13 protein-coding genes are annotated in these 15,036 nt (G+C 67.7%); 2 read left to right on the top strand and 11 right to left on the bottom strand.

Annotated features, from left to right (window positions below; genetic code table 11):
• The first annotated feature begins 11 nt into the window (after positions 1 to 11).
• On the top strand, positions 12 to 473 hold the full coding sequence (locus AB0J24_RS26165; protein ID WP_358686088.1) for a PadR family transcriptional regulator: 462 nt from the start codon (positions 12 to 14) through the stop codon (positions 471 to 473).
• A 65-nt stretch (positions 474 to 538) separates the two neighbouring features.
• Here the strand turns inward: AB0J24_RS26165 and AB0J24_RS26160 are convergent, their stop codons facing one another.
• The 8 genes from AB0J24_RS26160 to AB0J24_RS26125 form a co-directional block, all read right to left on the bottom strand.
• Complete coding sequence (locus tag AB0J24_RS26160; protein ID WP_358686086.1) at positions 539 to 2,185, bottom strand: ABC transporter ATP-binding protein; 1,647 nt, start codon at positions 2,183 to 2,185, stop codon at positions 539 to 541.
• A 49-nt stretch (positions 2,186 to 2,234) separates the two neighbouring features.
• Positions 2,235 to 2,978, bottom strand: coding sequence for an ABC transporter permease (locus AB0J24_RS26155; protein WP_358686084.1), 744 nt, complete (start codon positions 2,976 to 2,978; stop codon positions 2,235 to 2,237).
• A gap of 122 nt (positions 2,979 to 3,100) precedes the next feature.
• Positions 3,101 to 4,039 carry an ABC transporter permease gene (locus AB0J24_RS26150; protein ID WP_358686082.1) on the bottom strand — a complete coding sequence of 313 codons (939 nt, stop codon included), beginning with the start codon at positions 4,037 to 4,039 and terminating at the stop codon, positions 3,101 to 3,103.
• A 77-nt stretch (positions 4,040 to 4,116) separates the two neighbouring features.
• Positions 4,117 to 5,448, bottom strand: a complete 1,332-nt coding sequence (locus tag AB0J24_RS26145) for an NtaA/DmoA family FMN-dependent monooxygenase (RefSeq protein WP_358686080.1) — start codon at positions 5,446 to 5,448, stop codon at positions 4,117 to 4,119.
• A 55-nt stretch (positions 5,449 to 5,503) separates the two neighbouring features.
• Positions 5,504 to 6,808 (bottom strand): NtaA/DmoA family FMN-dependent monooxygenase, encoded by a 1,305-nt coding sequence (locus AB0J24_RS26140; protein WP_358686177.1) that lies wholly within the window; start codon positions 6,806 to 6,808, stop codon positions 5,504 to 5,506.
• An 8-nt stretch (positions 6,809 to 6,816) separates the two neighbouring features.
• Positions 6,817 to 7,437 carry a flavin reductase family protein gene (locus AB0J24_RS26135; protein ID WP_358686078.1) on the bottom strand — a complete coding sequence of 207 codons (621 nt, stop codon included), beginning with the start codon at positions 7,435 to 7,437 and terminating at the stop codon, positions 6,817 to 6,819.
• Entirely contained in the window at positions 7,434 to 9,008 is a 1,575-nt protein-coding gene (locus AB0J24_RS26130) for an ABC transporter substrate-binding protein (protein WP_358686076.1), read from the bottom strand. Before AB0J24_RS26130 ends, AB0J24_RS26135 begins: the two co-directional genes overlap by 4 nt.
• Before the next feature lie 557 nt (positions 9,009 to 9,565).
• On the bottom strand, positions 9,566 to 11,068 hold the full coding sequence (locus AB0J24_RS26125; RefSeq protein WP_358686074.1) for a PucR family transcriptional regulator: 1,503 nt from the start codon (positions 11,066 to 11,068) through the stop codon (positions 9,566 to 9,568).
• 450 nt (positions 11,069 to 11,518) lie between these two features.
• Between AB0J24_RS26125 and AB0J24_RS26120 the strand changes: the two genes are divergently transcribed.
• Positions 11,519 to 12,799: an aminotransferase class III-fold pyridoxal phosphate-dependent enzyme gene (locus AB0J24_RS26120; RefSeq protein ID WP_358686072.1), complete on the top strand. Its 1,281-nt coding sequence runs from the start codon at positions 11,519 to 11,521 to the stop codon at positions 12,797 to 12,799.
• Positions 12,800 to 13,012: 213 nt separating this feature from the next.
• Here the strand turns inward: AB0J24_RS26120 and AB0J24_RS26115 are convergent, their stop codons facing one another.
• The 3 genes from AB0J24_RS26115 to AB0J24_RS26105 form a co-directional block, all read right to left on the bottom strand.
• Positions 13,013 to 13,255, bottom strand: coding sequence for a transposase (locus AB0J24_RS26115; protein WP_358686175.1), 243 nt, complete (start codon positions 13,253 to 13,255; stop codon positions 13,013 to 13,015).
• A gap of 127 nt (positions 13,256 to 13,382) precedes the next feature.
• A complete protein-coding gene (gene istB, locus AB0J24_RS26110) occupies positions 13,383 to 14,150 on the bottom strand; it encodes an IS21-like element helper ATPase IstB (RefSeq protein ID WP_358686069.1) in 768 nt (255 codons plus the stop codon).
• Positions 14,147 to 14,920: a hypothetical protein gene (locus AB0J24_RS26105; protein WP_358686067.1), complete on the bottom strand. Its 774-nt coding sequence runs from the start codon at positions 14,918 to 14,920 to the stop codon at positions 14,147 to 14,149. Before AB0J24_RS26105 ends, istB begins: the two co-directional genes overlap by 4 nt.
• Positions 14,921 to 15,036: the final 116 nt, after the last annotated feature.

Raw genomic sequence — 15,036 nt, 5'->3', positions numbered from 1 at the left:
AACTCGGGCCCATGCACGGTCATCGCCTCCGGTTCGAGGGTGTGGCCCGGCATGTCCACCTCTGGACCGAAGTCTCGGTCGGTGCGCTGTACGGGGCGGTGAATCGGCTCGCCGCCGAGGGCCTGCTGCGCAATTTCGGTCAGGAGATCGTCGGGAACCGTCCGATGCGCCGCGTCTACGAGATCCCCGAGAAGGGCCGTCGCGCCCTTGCCGAGCTGCGCGCCGAAGGGCTCGCCGAGGTGTGGTTCCGCTACGACCCCTTCGACCTGGCACTCGCCCGGATCGACGAGACGAATCGCCGGACCCTCCCCACCGTACTGGCCGAGCGCATCCAGCTGCCGCAGAAGATGCTTGACAGGGCTGTCCTACAGCGCTGTCCCGACGGCACGGAGCGTTTCCCCCGACCAAGCGGTGGGCCCTTCGGCACACCGAGTACCGCCTGCGAGCCGAGATCCAGTACTTCACCGACCTGACCGATGACCTTGATGCGGTGCTGACCGACGGCAGGACGGGGTAGACCCGTCGTCGACCGCACCACTCAGCCCTCGGACCCGATGGTGGCCTCCACCGTCCCGCCGGCGTGTCGCAGGCTTGCCTCCAGCAACAACCGGGTGAAGGGCTGTGTCGGTCGTTCGAAGATGTCGTCGATACCGCCGGACTCGACGATCCGGCCGTTCTGCATCACCGCGACATCGTGCGCGATATCGCGCACGACGGCCAGGTCGTGGGAGATGAACAGGTAGGCCACCCCGGAACGTTCCTGGATCTCGCGCAGCAAATCTAGCACCTGTGCCTGGACCGAAGCGTCCAACGCCGACACCGGTTCGTCGCAGACGACCAACTCGGGCGACAACGCCAGCGCGCGGGCGATGGCGACCCGCTGGCACTGCCCACCGGACAGCTCGGCGGGTCTCCGGCGGGCATAGGACGACGGCAGGCGAACCAGGTTGAGTAGTTCATCGACCCGAGCGAGCTGTTCAGCCCGGGTGCCCGCCCGATGCGCCACGAGTGGCTCCCGGATGCTCCGGCCGACCGAAAAGCGCGGATCCAGTGAGGCGAAGGGACTCTGATAGACGACCTGGACCCGCCGCCGGAGCTCGCGCATGGCGTGCCGCCCGACATCGGCTAGATCGTGCCCGAACAACTCGACGGTGCCGCTGTCGGCTCTTTCGAGACCGAGCACGATCCTCGCCGTCGTCGACTTCCCAGATCCGGACTCGCCAATCAAAGCGAACGTCCGCCCGGGCAGCAGACGCAACGACACATCCGACAACGCCGCGACCGCGGCTCTGCCGTACCGGCTGCCGCCGAAGGACTTCGACACGCCCTCCAAACGGACCAGTGCACCGTCCACGGCGGAGGTGTCCGGCCGAACGCGGTCCTGCCGCCGGTCCCGGAGCCCGGGGGTGCTCGCGAGCAGTTGGCTGGTGTACTCGTGTCGCGGGCGCGCCATGACCTCAGCAGCGGGGCCGGCTTCGACAGCGGCTCCCCGGTGCAGCACCGCTACCCGGTCGGCGCGGTGAGTGGCCAACGAGAGATCATGCGTGATGATCACCAGCGTGGTACCGGCGGAGGTCACCATCTTGGTCAGCTGATCCAGGACCCGTGCCGCGACCGTGACGTCCAGGGCGCTCGTCGGCTCGTCCGCGATCACCAGCTCGGCGCCGCCCGCCAGCGCGATCGCGATGAGCACGCGCTGTCGCATCCCGCCGGACAGCTCGTGCGGGAAGCTCCGGGAGATCCGCTTGACGTCGGTGAGTCCCGCACCAGCGAGCAGTTCACCCACCCGATCCCGTAGTGCCGCGCCGCGCATCGGCAGGTGAAGTACCACCGCCTCCGCCACCTGAGCGCCGATCCGCTGGGTCGGGTTGAGGCTCGCCGTCGGATCCTGCGGGACGAACCCGACCCGACTGCCCCGAATGGTCCGCAGCTGCCGCTCTGACAGCCGGAGGAGATCCTGCCCGCCCAGCAGCACCTCCCCCGCGTCGACCCTGGCGTTGGACGGGAGTATCCCGGCGATCGCCCGGGCCACCGTGCTCTTGCCCGATCCCGACTCGCCGACGACGGCGGTCACCGCTCCCCGGCAGAATTCGATGTCGAGATCGTTAACTGCGGTGACCTGCCGGCCACCCACCCGGTACGACACGGATAGTCCACGCACCTGCACATGAGCGTCGCTTGTCATGAGTCGCGTCCTCGTCCAAGTAGGGGGTGCCCGGCGTAGGCCGACCCGGTCACCGGTCGTTCCGACGCGCCGCGTGACCAAGGCGCGTGATCGCGATCACCATTGCGGCCAGGACGACACCGGGTAGCACCGCCAACCACCATTGGACCGCCAGGTAGGACTGGCCCGCCGCGATCAGCGCACCCCACTCCGGTGCCGGTGGCGGCTCCCCGAACCCCAGGTAGCTCAGCGAGCTGAGGATGAGGATTGCCTGCCCGCACTCCAACGCCGCGAGCGCGAGGACCGGGCCCCACGAGTTCGGCAGGACGTGCCGGACGGCCGTCGCCACCGGCCCCACCCCGGCTGCCGCGGCTGCCTCGGTGTAGGGCAAAGCGCTGACCCGCTTCACCTCGGCGCGCATGACCCGTGCAAAGACCGGCATCTGGGCGATGCCGATCGCACACGCCGCGACGGTGACCCCGGAACCGATGGCGGTCAGGAACGCGAGCGCCATGAGGAGGCCGGGTATGGCCAGCAGCGCGTCGCACAACCGCGCGATGGCCAGGTCGAGCGGTCCGCGACTGAAACCGGACACCAGCCCCAACAGCCCCCCACCTACGAGCCCGATGGACACTGCGATGAGACCGGCCCGCAACGACGGCAACGTCCCGTGTGCGACCCGAGCGAACTGATCGCGTCCGATCGAGTCGGTCCCGAAAAGGTGCTCGGCGCTGGGTGGCAACAGCCGTTCTCGCGGTTGGGCCAAGGTCGGGTCCTGGCTGGCGATCAGCTCCGGCCACAGCGCGATCAGCACGAAGAACGCCACCACGACCGCCGGTAAGACGAACTCCGGGCGCACCCGCGGCCGGACGAGCGGCCCCGAACCCGGCGACTCGGTGACCGCTGCAGCCGGCGCAGGCGCTTGCCGTGCGGCGGTCACGACGTCATCCCCGCACGCATCCGGGGATCGATGAACGGGCACGCCAGATCGACGAGCAGGTTCAACGTGACGAAGACAACCGCACTGAACACCACCAGGCCGGAGATCACAGACAGGTCGACCGTGCGGACTGCGTTGACCGTCAGATACCCGATGCCGGCTCGGGAGAACACGGTCTCGACGACCACCGATCCAACCAGCAGGTAGCCGGCGACGACCCCGGCCAGCGTGACCACCGGCACGGCCGCGTTGCGGATCCCGTGCCGTACCAGAACCCTCATGCGGCTGGCCCCCTTCATCACCGCGGTCGTCGCGAACGGCTCGGACATCGCCCGCGCCAGGCTTTCGTAGAAGACCTGGGTCACCAGCGACGCCGGCATGATCGCCAGCGTGATCGCAGGCAAGACCAGGGAAGAAGGACCGGCGGTCCCGCTGGCCGGGAAGAGCGGCAACCAGAAGGAGAAGAGCGTGATCAGCGAGATCCCGATCCAGAATGCCGGCACCGCGGTGCCGATCGTACCGAATGCCAACAGCGCGGTGCGCAGCCACGGCGTACGGGTGTACGCGGCAGTTGCTCCGAGCAACCCGCCGAAGGCGATGGCCAGCAGAAACCCGGCCGCGGCCAGCTGTAGCGTCGGTGGGAGTGCAGTGACGAGCATGTCCAGCACCGGCTCCCGGGTCTGTAGGGAGTGGCCGAGATTCAGGGTGACCACGCCGCCGAGCCGCTGCAGATACTGCGTGACCAGCGGTCCGTCCAGACCGACCTGCGCCCGGATCGCGGCGAGCTCGGCTTCGGTGATCTGCCTGTTAGCGTCCACCCCGCCGAGCTTGGCCAGCACGGCATCGCCGGGAAGGACGTTCAGCAGGATGAATGAGAGGGTGAACGCGAGCCAGATGACGAAAAGTACCTGACCGACCCGCCGTAGCAGGAGCATCGAGAATCCAGCCGGGCCCCCGGTGCCCGCCCGGGACGGGCGGGCCGGATGGGGCGCCCGGTCAGTCGTCGTGACCATCAACTCGATCGCGCCGGCTCTGCGGGTAACCGGTCGCTCAATCGTGACGAGCGCTCGCGCGGCGCCATCCGTCCCCGCATGCGCAGGACCGCTGCAACATGGTTCGCGACATAGTTCACCTCGGTCGGGATCCAGCGGCCACGGAGCACGAAGCCGTCGCAAGCCGTCGCATCGGCGATCCGCTCGAGGTCGTCGGCGATCTCCTCCGCGTCGCCACTGACGTCGTACGGCCCGGCGACACCGACGGCCGCGGCCGCCTCACGCAAGGACGACGCTCGCGCGATCGCCGCGGACCGACCGAACGGGCTGCTCTCGATCTGCTTGGTGAGCGTGTCGTCGAGCGGCTCGTCGAGTGGCACGCTCGCCAGGTCGATGCCGGTGCCGCAGGACAACCGCACCAGCCCGAACTCAATGCACTCCGTCTCCGGGAGCGGACGACTGATCGCCTCTCGGGCATCGGCGGTCCGGCCAGCGAGTGGGTTCAGCCCCACGTAGAGGCGAACCGCGTCCGGTGAGCGGCCTGCGCTCACTGCACGGTGCCGCAACTCCTCCCGGACGCCTCGGATCTCCTCGACCGGGGCGAACGGGACAATCGCGACGTCGGCGTGGGCGGCCGCGAACCCGATGTCGGCCTCCTCGGCAACGGTGTGGAATACCGGCAGGTCGTACTGCGGTGAGGGCACGACGTTCAGCGGTCCGCGGACCTGGTAATACTGTCCGACGAAGTCGATCGGGCGAACCTTCTCCGGGTCGGCGAACGTCCCCGACACCGGGTCTTCCACCACCGCGTCGGGCTCCCAGCTGGCGAACAACGCGGCAACGACTCGCATGTACTCCTCGACCCGCTCGCGCTGCTCGCCCCCCCCGGGCGGTGCGAGCCCCGCCGCTCGAGCAGCCCAACGGCTTACCGTCGTACCCGGCCGCCAGCCGACCCGGCCGTCCGACAGGTGGTCGAGGGTGCGGACCAACCGGGCGAGGATGAAGGGCGGATACAGGGCCGTCGACAGGGTCGGGACGAAGCCGATCGACCGGGTATGTGCGGCCAACATCGGGATCAGTACCGACGGGTCGAGCTGGGGCAGCGCCACCCCACGGCGAGCCGCCGCCGCGAGCGAGCCTTCGTACGCGTCCGGTGTGAGCTGCTCATCGTCGAGGACGACGAAGTCGAACCCGGCGGACTCCAGCACTCTGGTCATCTCGACATACATCTCGGGTCGGGTCCAGTCCAGCATCTGCGGGAAGCGGTCGTCTTCCCAACCCGCGGGACTGATCGAGCTCACCCAACCCAGCCGGATCGGCCGCTTGTCCGTCATATCCTCGCAGCTCCCCACATTCGAGTCCGGCGACGGCCGGGGCCTGGTCCATAGGTCTGACCGACGGCGCCGGTCATGACGTGAACTCCGGATCCAGCAGGTTCTCCCGCAACGTCGAGTAGCGGTACCGGCTGCGCACCGCGCCCCGAGCCCGCAACAGCGGGATGACACGGTCCACCACGGCGGTGACCGTCGTCGGGTCGTTCGTGTCGCGGATCGCGATGCCGTCACCACCGACCTGCTCCATCAGGTCCACCATCCCGTCGGCGACGTCCTTCGGCGTACCGGTGAGGTGGAAGTTCTCCTTGCGCGCCTCGGCGAGCGCGATCTCTCGCAGGGTGAGGGTCTGCCCGCGTTCGGTGTACTGCGGGACCATGCTCTGCGAGTGCCCCGTCCGGAAATCGGCGGGCAACGGTTCGTCGAGGGGGAGCCTGTTGAAGTCGTAACCCGCCCGATAAGAATAGTTCGCGAGCCCGACCTCCTCGTTCACCGTCGCCCGGTCGATCATGGACGACCGCAGGGCCAGCGCGTCTTCGTATGAGTCGCCGACGAACAGACGCACCGTGAAGAAGACCTTGACGCTGTCCGGGTTGCGCCCGAACGAGCGGGCCCGCTCCCGGATGTCGTCGCGGAAGTCCTTCATCGCCTCCGGTGAGTTCCGAATGCAGATGATCATGTCGGCGTTCTTCGCGGCGAAGTCCCGCCCCCGCTCCGAGCTACCTGCCTGCATGATCGTGGGACGGCGCTGGGGCGGACGGGGAACCGTGAGCGGCCCGGCGGCCCGATGGTAAGTACCTTCGTAGTTCACCGGCCGGATCCGCTCCGGATCCGCGAAGCGGAGCCCGTCACGGTCACGCAGCACGGCGCCGGGGGCCCAGCTGTCCCACAACTGCGTGACGAGTTCCAGGAACTCCTCGGCCCGGTCGTAGCGCTCGTCGTGCTCGGGGAGAGCGTCGGCACCGAAGTTCTTCGCTACCTCCCCGACCGAGGTGACCAGGTTCCAGCCGGCCCGCCCGCCACTGAGGTGGTCCAGGGTGGCCAGGATCCGCGCGAGCAGGTATGGCGGGTAGAGCGAGGTCGACATCGTACACATGAGGCCGATGTGCCGGGTCGAGGTTGCGATCGCGGCAAGCAGGGGGACAGCGTCGCCGTTGACCCCCTCCAGGCCGTAGCGCACGTACGCCTCGGTCGAGCCCTTGTACGCGGTCGGGATCGCTGCCCCGTCAGCGAAGATGATGGCCTCGAGTCCACCGCGTGTCTCCAACATCCGGGCCGCCTCGACATACATGGGAGCCCGGCGCCAGTCGTTGTTCTGCAACTGAGGCAGGTCCCAGTGCCGCGCTCCGTACATCGAGAACAGCGCCAGCCGGAACGGCATTACCACGGTTACTCACCTCCAGTTATAGAATGTTGACGGACCGGGTCGAGCACCCGGTACAGGTCGCCGTGGAACAGCAGCGGAGCCGAATCCAGGCCTTCCTGTGCCTCCACGATATCCAGCAGAACCAGATCGTGGCTCCCAATACGAACGCTACTACGGATTCTACACTGCAGATTAAGAATGCTCCCGCAGATCAGGACGGCGCCGGATTCATCGGCTCGCCACGATACCCCGGAGAATCGTTCCTCCGGGCGCCGGTACAGCGACCGAGCGGCATCCAGGTTCTGCTCTCCGAGAATGCTGACTCCCAGCGTCGGCAGCTCCCGAAGTACCGGCCAGGTCATCGATCCCTCCGGGAATGATGGCGATCCGGCGTGGATGCAGATCGCGGCGATCGGGGGGGCCGAGGACACGTACGCGAAGCGGCTGATCACCATGCCACGCGGTTGCCCGTCGGCCAGCCCGCATACCGCCGCCACTCCGGTCGCAAACCGGTGCATCGCCGATCGGACCTGGTGCTGGTCGCCGAGATCGACGAGTGGGGAGGCGGAAACTGAACTATCTGGGTCGGAGGTGGAAACGACGGCGCCGCCAATGGGATCGTCGGACGCCTGAGGCACGGTCACTCGCTCATCCACACTTCAGACATCGCAGGGACGTTGGCGCAGTCGAACACCACTCCCTGCACCTCGGACCGGTAGGCCTGCGGGTACCGCCACACGTTCGTCGGCACCAGGTAGACGTTCTCCATTGCAAACCTCTGCGCCTGCGCGGCGATCTCATTCCGGCGCGCGGTGTCCGGCTCCGCCTCGACCGCCGCCATGAGCGTGTCCAGTTCCGGGTCGTAACCTCCGAACCAGTCCGCGAGGACGATGGGATCGCATCGGGTGCGTCCGTTGAGGCTCAGGTCGAAGTTGAACGTGCGCTCGTTATCGAAGGCCTGAGCGACGGTCTGCGGCGACAGCTCGGCTTCGATGCCCACCTCGGCGAGCTGTTGCTGGATGAGTTCGAGCATGGGTTGATACGGGGCCAGCGGCGGGACATAATACATGATCTCGATGCTTAGCGGCTGTCCGTCCTTGATTCGGACGCCGTCCGGTCCTGGAATCCAACCCGCCTGGTCGAGCAGGGCGCCAGCCCCGGCGACGTCCATGGTGAGCATCTCGGAGAGATCGGCGAATCCCGGGTTCTTCGGCGAGAGGATCCCAGGCGCGATAGTGTCGATTGACGACAATGTCGCCGCGACGAGTTCCTCGCGATTGATGGCCTTGTTGACTGCCTGCCGAACTCGCAAGTCAGCCATCGGTCCACTCTTCGGGTTGGTCGCCAGGCCGGTGTTGGTCCCGGGCTGGATCGCTTCCCATACCGTCACACCGGGGCTGTTCACGATCCGATCCGCGTCGGTCACAACGATGTCGGTGACGAAGTCGATCTGGTCGGAGAGGATCATGCCGACGGCGACGGATCCGTCCGGCACGAATTGCACGGAGATCGAGTCCAGATAGGCGTTCCCCTGGTTATCGAAACTGGCAGGCGGCCAGGCGTATCCCTCGCGCCGGGCCAGCGTGATCGTGCTGTTGCGCACGTACTCCTGCACCTCGAACGGACCGGTCCCGTCGACCTGGCCCGCACATCTCTCGGCGAGCGTCCTATCGAGCGTCGCCTGGGACACGATGCCCAGGGCCGGGATCGAGCTGCCCTGAAGGAACGACGCAGACGGCTTGCCGAATGACATCGTCACCGTGTTGCCCTCGACACTGCTCCCCGTGTACCCGGCGAGCACCGGAGACCCGAGCGGGGATGCGACCCCCATCTGCGAGATCGCGTCGTAGTTCCGCTTGACGATGTCGGCGGTGACCGGTGTGCCGTCACCGAAGGTGACGCCATCGCGAATGGTGAAGGTGAAGGCCGTGGCATCCTCGTTGACCGTCCACTCGGAGGCGAGCCACGGTTCGATCTCGCCGTCGTTGTTCTGGTAGGTCAGCGAATCGACCATCTGCCGGCCGAAGGCGACGAACGGCCGCAACTGCACCTGGGCAGGGTCGATGCATCCCTCGTCGGACGACGCGCGCCAGCGCAGCGTCCCACCGGCGACCGGGTCCCCGGCCGGGATTCCGGCCGCGGTGCCCGGCTCCCCGCCCCCGGTGCCGGTGCCGCAGCCCGCGAGCACGACCACGCCCGCGACGGCCGTCGTCACGAACAGTGCGGAGCTGCGTCGCAACCGAGCCGAAACCCAGCCAGTACTCGTGTGCGTCACCCGCCGTGGTCCATCGGTCCCCTCGGGGTGCGGGGCGGCGGGGGTGCGGTGCACAGCACCTCGGGTCACCACCGTGCCCGACGGCCATCGCTGCCGCCGCGATGCCAACCAGACAGAAGCGCGAACGAACCGGTTCCGTATCTCGATTTCCAAACCCCCGCCCGGAACGAGTGCGCCTAGTCGGGGAACAGGTGGCGGGTCATCGCTCATCGAAGAATCCAATCGTCCTCTGGTGAAATCATTTGGGGTGCGCCGGCGACAAGCACGAAAGCAATCCGTTTCCAGATCGCCAGCACGGATCGGAGTCCTCTTCGACGCGAATCGTGATTAGTCCTAACAGATCACTCTTGCAAGTGCAAGAAGCATGAGCCCCTCCCGAACTCCGGGCTCGCCCACCACTGCAGCGTGATCGTGATCTCGCGCGGTCACCGTTGGATGGCAAGGCTAAGGAGGTTCTGGTGGCCCAGCTATGGACGCCTTGTACAGTCCGGGAGCAGCTAGCTGTCCATCTCGGAGTCCGAGACTAGGTCCGCCGCACGGAGCGCGAGCCACAGGTCGACTCGTGCCGCCGCGCTCCCGAGAGAACGGCCGAGCAGCCGTTCACTGCGCTCCAAGCGCTGGCGAAGCGTGTGCCGGTGGATGCCGAGCACGCCTGCGGCGGCCTCTAGATGTCCGTTGCAGGTGAGGTACGCACGTAACGTGTCCAGCAGGGTGCCGCTGAGCGGCACGAGGGCCCCGGCCAGGGTTCGGAGCTGCTCTCGCGGCATCGCCGCCACCAGTTGCTCTGTTATGCCGACGTCATCGAACGACATGACGACACGATCCGAGGCCACGGCGTGCATCGCCGCGGCGGTGGAGCGGGTGACGGCGAGGGCGAGGGCGGAGAACGTCGTCGGACCGCTGATCCCTATCCGGACACCCCCGTCGCGGATGGATCCTCGGACCGCCTCGACGGCAGTGGCGACAGCCGACTCAGGCACGGTGAACACCGGCCCGGATCGGCCGTCGCCGATGAGGTGGGGAACCCGGACCTCATCGAGGCTCCTGCTGACGACGGTAATCGTCCGACCTGCCGTCCCGATCCCGAGGACGGCCAGAACAACGACTTCGGCGTTCGGGTCGAAATCGAGCGCCGTGAGTAGCGCGGCCTGGCTCCGGGGAGTTCCGACGAGCACGGCGTGGGCGCTTCGTCGCGCCTCGAGCAGCGACGTAGTCGCAGGCGCGGGGCGGGCAGACTCGACGGTCAACAAGGCAACGGCGTGCCCGACGAGGGCCCGTTCCCAAGGGGACAGCTGGCGGCTGGCGCTGATGGTGAGGTAGCCAGCCCGCTTGCGCGCTGCCGATGACAGCGCCTGGACCAGCAGCGTCCCATGCTCGTCCACAATGACACTCGTCCCGGAACGTCCGCCGGGTCCGATCAGCCCTCGTACCCGGTCGGCGAGACGCCGGTCCTCATCGGAGGTGTCCGCAGCCACCCCGCCGCCCGCATCGGTCAGCACGACCTGGCAATGGAGTGTTCGTCGAAGGGAGCGGACTACGCCCGCGGCCTGGCCTGTGATGGCCGCCCGGGCGAGGTCGGCTTGGCGGGCCGAGAGGAGTCGGGCCTCACGAAGCTCATCGTCGGCGAGCGCGTCGACCACGACCCTGCTGATGGCGATGAAGGGCAGCTGCGGTCCCACGGCCAGGAGCGGTACGCCACGCCGGTCGGCGGCGGCCACCACCGCCGGCGGCACCGCGCCGTGCGCCGTCCCGGTGTCGAAAGCCAAGGCCGCGATGCCGACGTCCGCGAGCCGGTCGACGTAGGCTATGCGTTCGTCATCCCCCAGTGGCAGCGCTAGACCGGTAGTCATCACGAGCTCGTCACCGGACAGCCACGGCGTCGGGTCGACGAGTTCGATGGCGTGCACCCAACGAATCGGACGATCGGCGGCTGCCTCACCTGCGACGATGGTGAGGTCCAGCCGATGGTCGGCGGCGAGCGCCCGCGCGGAGATTCCCACAGGACGAGGGTAGGAAAGGCAACCCCCGACGCGACACAGCGGGTCGTCAAGGGCCGCAGTGGCGCGCGGCTGGGCGACCGAATGGACGACCAGGACATACCTACCGCGTGGCTGGCTCGGGTGTGATCGCTGCATTCCGGGGACCGGTACACAGGCGACAAGTAACGCGGGGGGGCCGCACGTGCTCCTGCAGCATCTCGTCGGATGCGGGGCGTCCCGGAGATGGGGTGGCGTTCTCCCGCGCAGACCTGGCAGGACCCGGCCACACGGTCGCTCACCGGAACTTCACGATTGGGTCCGATGTGGACGATTCGGGGCCGCCGGGCACGCCTTTCCGCCGGCCACGCGCCCGGATTCGGGAGCAAGTCGACATAGAGCTTATTTCAACCGGTTGCCCGGGATTCGTCATCCGCCAGTCAACCATCTACTTCCCGGCCTAGGAGGCACTTGATGACCCTTTGGCACCCGTTCGCCGACATGCACACCGTGCGCAACGAGAGGTTGGTGATCCAGCACGCAAAGGACGTCTGGATATGGGGGTCGAACGGCCACCGGTACTTCGACGCGACCTCCGCGCTCTGGTATTCGAATGTCGGACACGGGCGCGTCGAGATCGTTGAAGCGATCGCGACACAGCTTGCCAAGCTCGACGCGTTCCACCTGTTCGCCGACTTCGCCAACGAGCCCGCCCTCGAACTCGCCGACGCCCTCGCTGCCCGAGCTCCCGTCGAATCACCACGGATCTTCTTCACCAGTGGGGGCGGGGACGCGATAGACACGGCTGCAAAACTGTGCCGATCGCATTTCCAACTCGTCGGACAGACCGAGCGCACGATTCTACTTCACCGGGAGCACGGATATCACGGGACGCACGGCTTCGGCACCGCCCTGGCCGGGATGCCCGGGAACCGAGTTGCTCCCCCGTTCGTCCCTGACGTAGCTCAGGTCGCATGGGACGACGCTTCTTCATTGGAGCGCCGAATCACGGAGTTAGGAAGTCATCGTGTCGCCGCATTCTTCTGCGAACCTGTCATAGGTGCAGGAGGGGTCCTCTCACCACCGCCCGGGTACTTGCGTGAAGCGGCCGACGTCTGCGCTCGACATGGCGTCCTGTTCGTCGCCGACGCCGTCATCTGCGGATTCGGTAGATTGGGCAACTGGTTCGGTATTGAGCGTTTCGACGTCCAACCTGATCTCATCACGTTCGCTAAAGGCGTGACGAGTGGGTACCAGCCGCTCGGCGGCGTTGTCGTCTCCGGCGCGGTCGCGAGCCCGTTCTGGGACTCGCCCGGCAACGTCTTCCGCCACGGGCAGACCTATTCCGGTCATCCCGCGGCCTGCGCCGCAGGCCTCGCGACGATAAGGGTGATCGAGCGCGAAGGGCTTCAGGCCAGGGCCTCTGTCCTGGAGGGTTCTTTGTTCGACCGGCTCACCAGGCTCAACGACCACGCGCTCGTTGCGGGATCGCGTGGCGGCGTCGGTGTGCTTGGTGCTGTCGACCTCGACCCCGACAGAGTCGCGTCCGACCCCTGGCTCCCCGCAGCCGTTGCTGCGGCGACCCGGCGCGCCGGCGTGATCGTCCGGCCGATGTCGACATCGATAGCTGTCTCGCCGCCCCTCACCGCGACCGAGGACCATCTAGACATCATGGAAGCCGGACTCCGGGCCGGACTGGACGAGGTCCTGTCCGGGGGCCGGGCGTCTGTGCATGTCGCGACGCGCTCAGGATGATGGTGACCTCCGAAGCAGCAGGGCACGTCACCCACCGCGCTCGGCGGAGGCGGCGGCCGCCAAGACCTACGGGTGTGGCAGCGAGCAAGCGGCGGAGCTGCGAGCGACCGAACCGACGGTCGTAGAACTGGGTTGCACCCTCGACTACGCCACGGGCGACGCCCGTCGGAATAGGGAGAGGGTCCTCGTGACGATTCGACCGCCTTGTTCGGCCTAGGGAAGGTCTCTTAAAGCGCGTAGCCAGGTGACGATCGCCTTCAGCACAACCCCGCCGCGGTAGGTCAGGGCGAGTTTGTCGTAGCGGGTCGCCAGACCGCGCCATTGCTTGACGTCGCAGAACCCACGCTCGACCAGGTTGCGCCCGCGGTAGTCGACCCGGTCGAATGACTCGCCCTGGGCTCGGTGGAGGCCCGGCTCATAGGATTTCGACCGTCTCGCGGTCGTCCTGTTGGGCAGCGTAGAACGCCTGCTCGTACTCGGCCGGTGGCCGGTCGTGGAGGTAGCCGTGTAACCGGGTGGTGTCCGGGGACGGGCTGTGGTGTCGGTTGGTGGACGACCTGATGTGTCGTTGGCCCGGGCGGGATCATGACACGGCCGCTGGGACCGAGGACAGGGTCCTGTCCTTGAGTCGATAGCTGGGGCCGTTGATCGCGACGACGTCGCAGTGGTGCAGGAGCCGGTCGAGGATCGCGGTGGCGATGACCTCGTCGGTGAACACCTGGCCCCACTCGGAGAACGTCTTGTTGCTGGTGAGGATGATGCTGCCGCGTTCGTAGCGGCGGCTGATCAGCTGGAACACCATGTTCGCCGCGGCTCGGTCGCAGGGCAGGTAGCCGACCTCGTCCAACACGAGCACCGAGGGCCGCAGGTAGGTCTGGAGTTTCTTGGCGAACCGGCCGGCGGCCTCGGCGGCGCGGAGTTGGCGGACGCAGTCATCGAGGCTGGTGAAGTAGATCGAGTGCCCGGCTCGGCAGGCGGCGACGGCGAGCGCGACGGCGATGTGGGTCTTGCCGGTGCCCGGCGGGCCGAGCAGAGCGACGTTGCCGCGGGCCTCGACGAACGCCAGCGCCGAGAGGTCACGGATCTTGCGGACGTCGAGGTCGGGTTGGAAGGCGAAGTCGAACTCGTCGAGGGTCTTGTGATGGGGCAGCCCGGACAGCTTCAGCGCGGTCCGCAACCGCCGTCCCTCGCGCAGGTCGAGTTCCTCGCCGAGGATGGTGTCGATCAGTTCCCGGTAACCCATGGAGTCCGCCTCGGCGCGGTCGATGAGCAGCTCGACGTTCTCGGCCAGGTGCGGCAGGCCGAGCCGAGCGGCGTGCGTGGTGATCCGGCTGGTGATCAGCTCGCTCATGCCGCACCCACCAACGACTCGCCCGACTCGGCGGCCTCGCTCAACGGGCCAGCGGCTTCGTTGGCGGGCTCTGGTGGTGCGGGCAGTCCGGCGAGGCGGTCGTAGTCGGTCAGCGGCCGTCGAGCGACGGTGACCTCGAACGCGGCCCGAGACCGGTCGAACACCATCGACGACGACATCGATATTCCCGGGATCTGCTGTGTGGCAACGGGTTCAGGGTCCGGGGAGCGTGCAGCATCAAGGGTGGTGGAACGGGTGTGGCCGTCGGGGAGCTCGGCCCAATGCTGTGGGTCGATGACCATCTGCCCGCGCAGCGGTGAGCGAGCATGGCGTGCCAGTAGCGTCGGCGTCTGGTCGGGGCCATCGACCGGGAGCCGCCAGATCTCCAGGTGCTCGGCCGCGACCTGGACTTCGACCCGCTGCCCGGCCTTCGTCAGGCGCCCGTCCGCGGCTCTCGCGGCGACGGAGTAGGACGAGCCGGCGAACGAGATCAACGCATCCCGCCCGACCCGGCGCAGGTGGGTCTCGGTGACCGCGTATCCGAACTGCGGCAACGGCCCCAGCGCCGCGTGGTCGCGGGCCGCACGGACACCGATCTGTTCGCCGTGGGTGCGGTGGACCTGCCCGCGTCGGATCGGCACCCACGCCGCGAACGCCGCGTCCAGCTCGGCCAGCGAGGTGAACGTGCGCCCGGCCAGGACATGATCTCGTCCGATCGCGACCTGGCGCTCGACGCGGCCCTTGCCGGTCGGGCGGTAGGCGGCGAGCACGTCGATGACGAAGCCGTAATGTGGAGTGACACCCGTCAGCCGGACACCTCGTTCTGTGTCGTGAGCTGCTGCTCGTAGGTCGCGGGGCTGAGGTTGCCCAGCCGGGAGTGACGGCG

It is taken from the genome of Pseudonocardia sp. NPDC049635, assembly GCF_040659795.1.
GTDB lineage: Bacteria > Actinomycetota > Actinomycetes > Mycobacteriales > Pseudonocardiaceae > Pseudonocardia.
This window is presented reverse-complemented; position numbering and strand designations above follow the sequence as displayed.

What these genes read in the sequence shown, in the direction of transcription:
- istB (WP_358686069.1), bottom strand. Translation starts at nt 14,150, where the DNA reads ATGAGCGAGCTGATCACCAGCCGGATCACCACGCACGCCGCTCGGCTC.
- AB0J24_RS26120 (WP_358686072.1), top strand. Translation starts at nt 11,519, where the DNA reads ATGACCCTTTGGCACCCGTTCGCCGACATGCACACCGTGCGCAACGAG.
- AB0J24_RS26165 (WP_358686088.1), top strand. Translation starts at nt 12, where the DNA reads ATGCACGGTCATCGCCTCCGGTTCGAGGGTGTGGCCCGGCATGTCCAC.
- AB0J24_RS26150 (WP_358686082.1), bottom strand. Translation starts at nt 4,039, where the DNA reads ATGCTCCTGCTACGGCGGGTCGGTCAGGTACTTTTCGTCATCTGGCTC.
- AB0J24_RS26160 (WP_358686086.1), bottom strand. Translation starts at nt 2,185, where the DNA reads ATGACAAGCGACGCTCATGTGCAGGTGCGTGGACTATCCGTGTCGTAC.
- AB0J24_RS26140 (WP_358686177.1), bottom strand. Translation starts at nt 6,808, where the DNA reads ATGCCGTTCCGGCTGGCGCTGTTCTCGATGTACGGAGCGCGGCACTGG.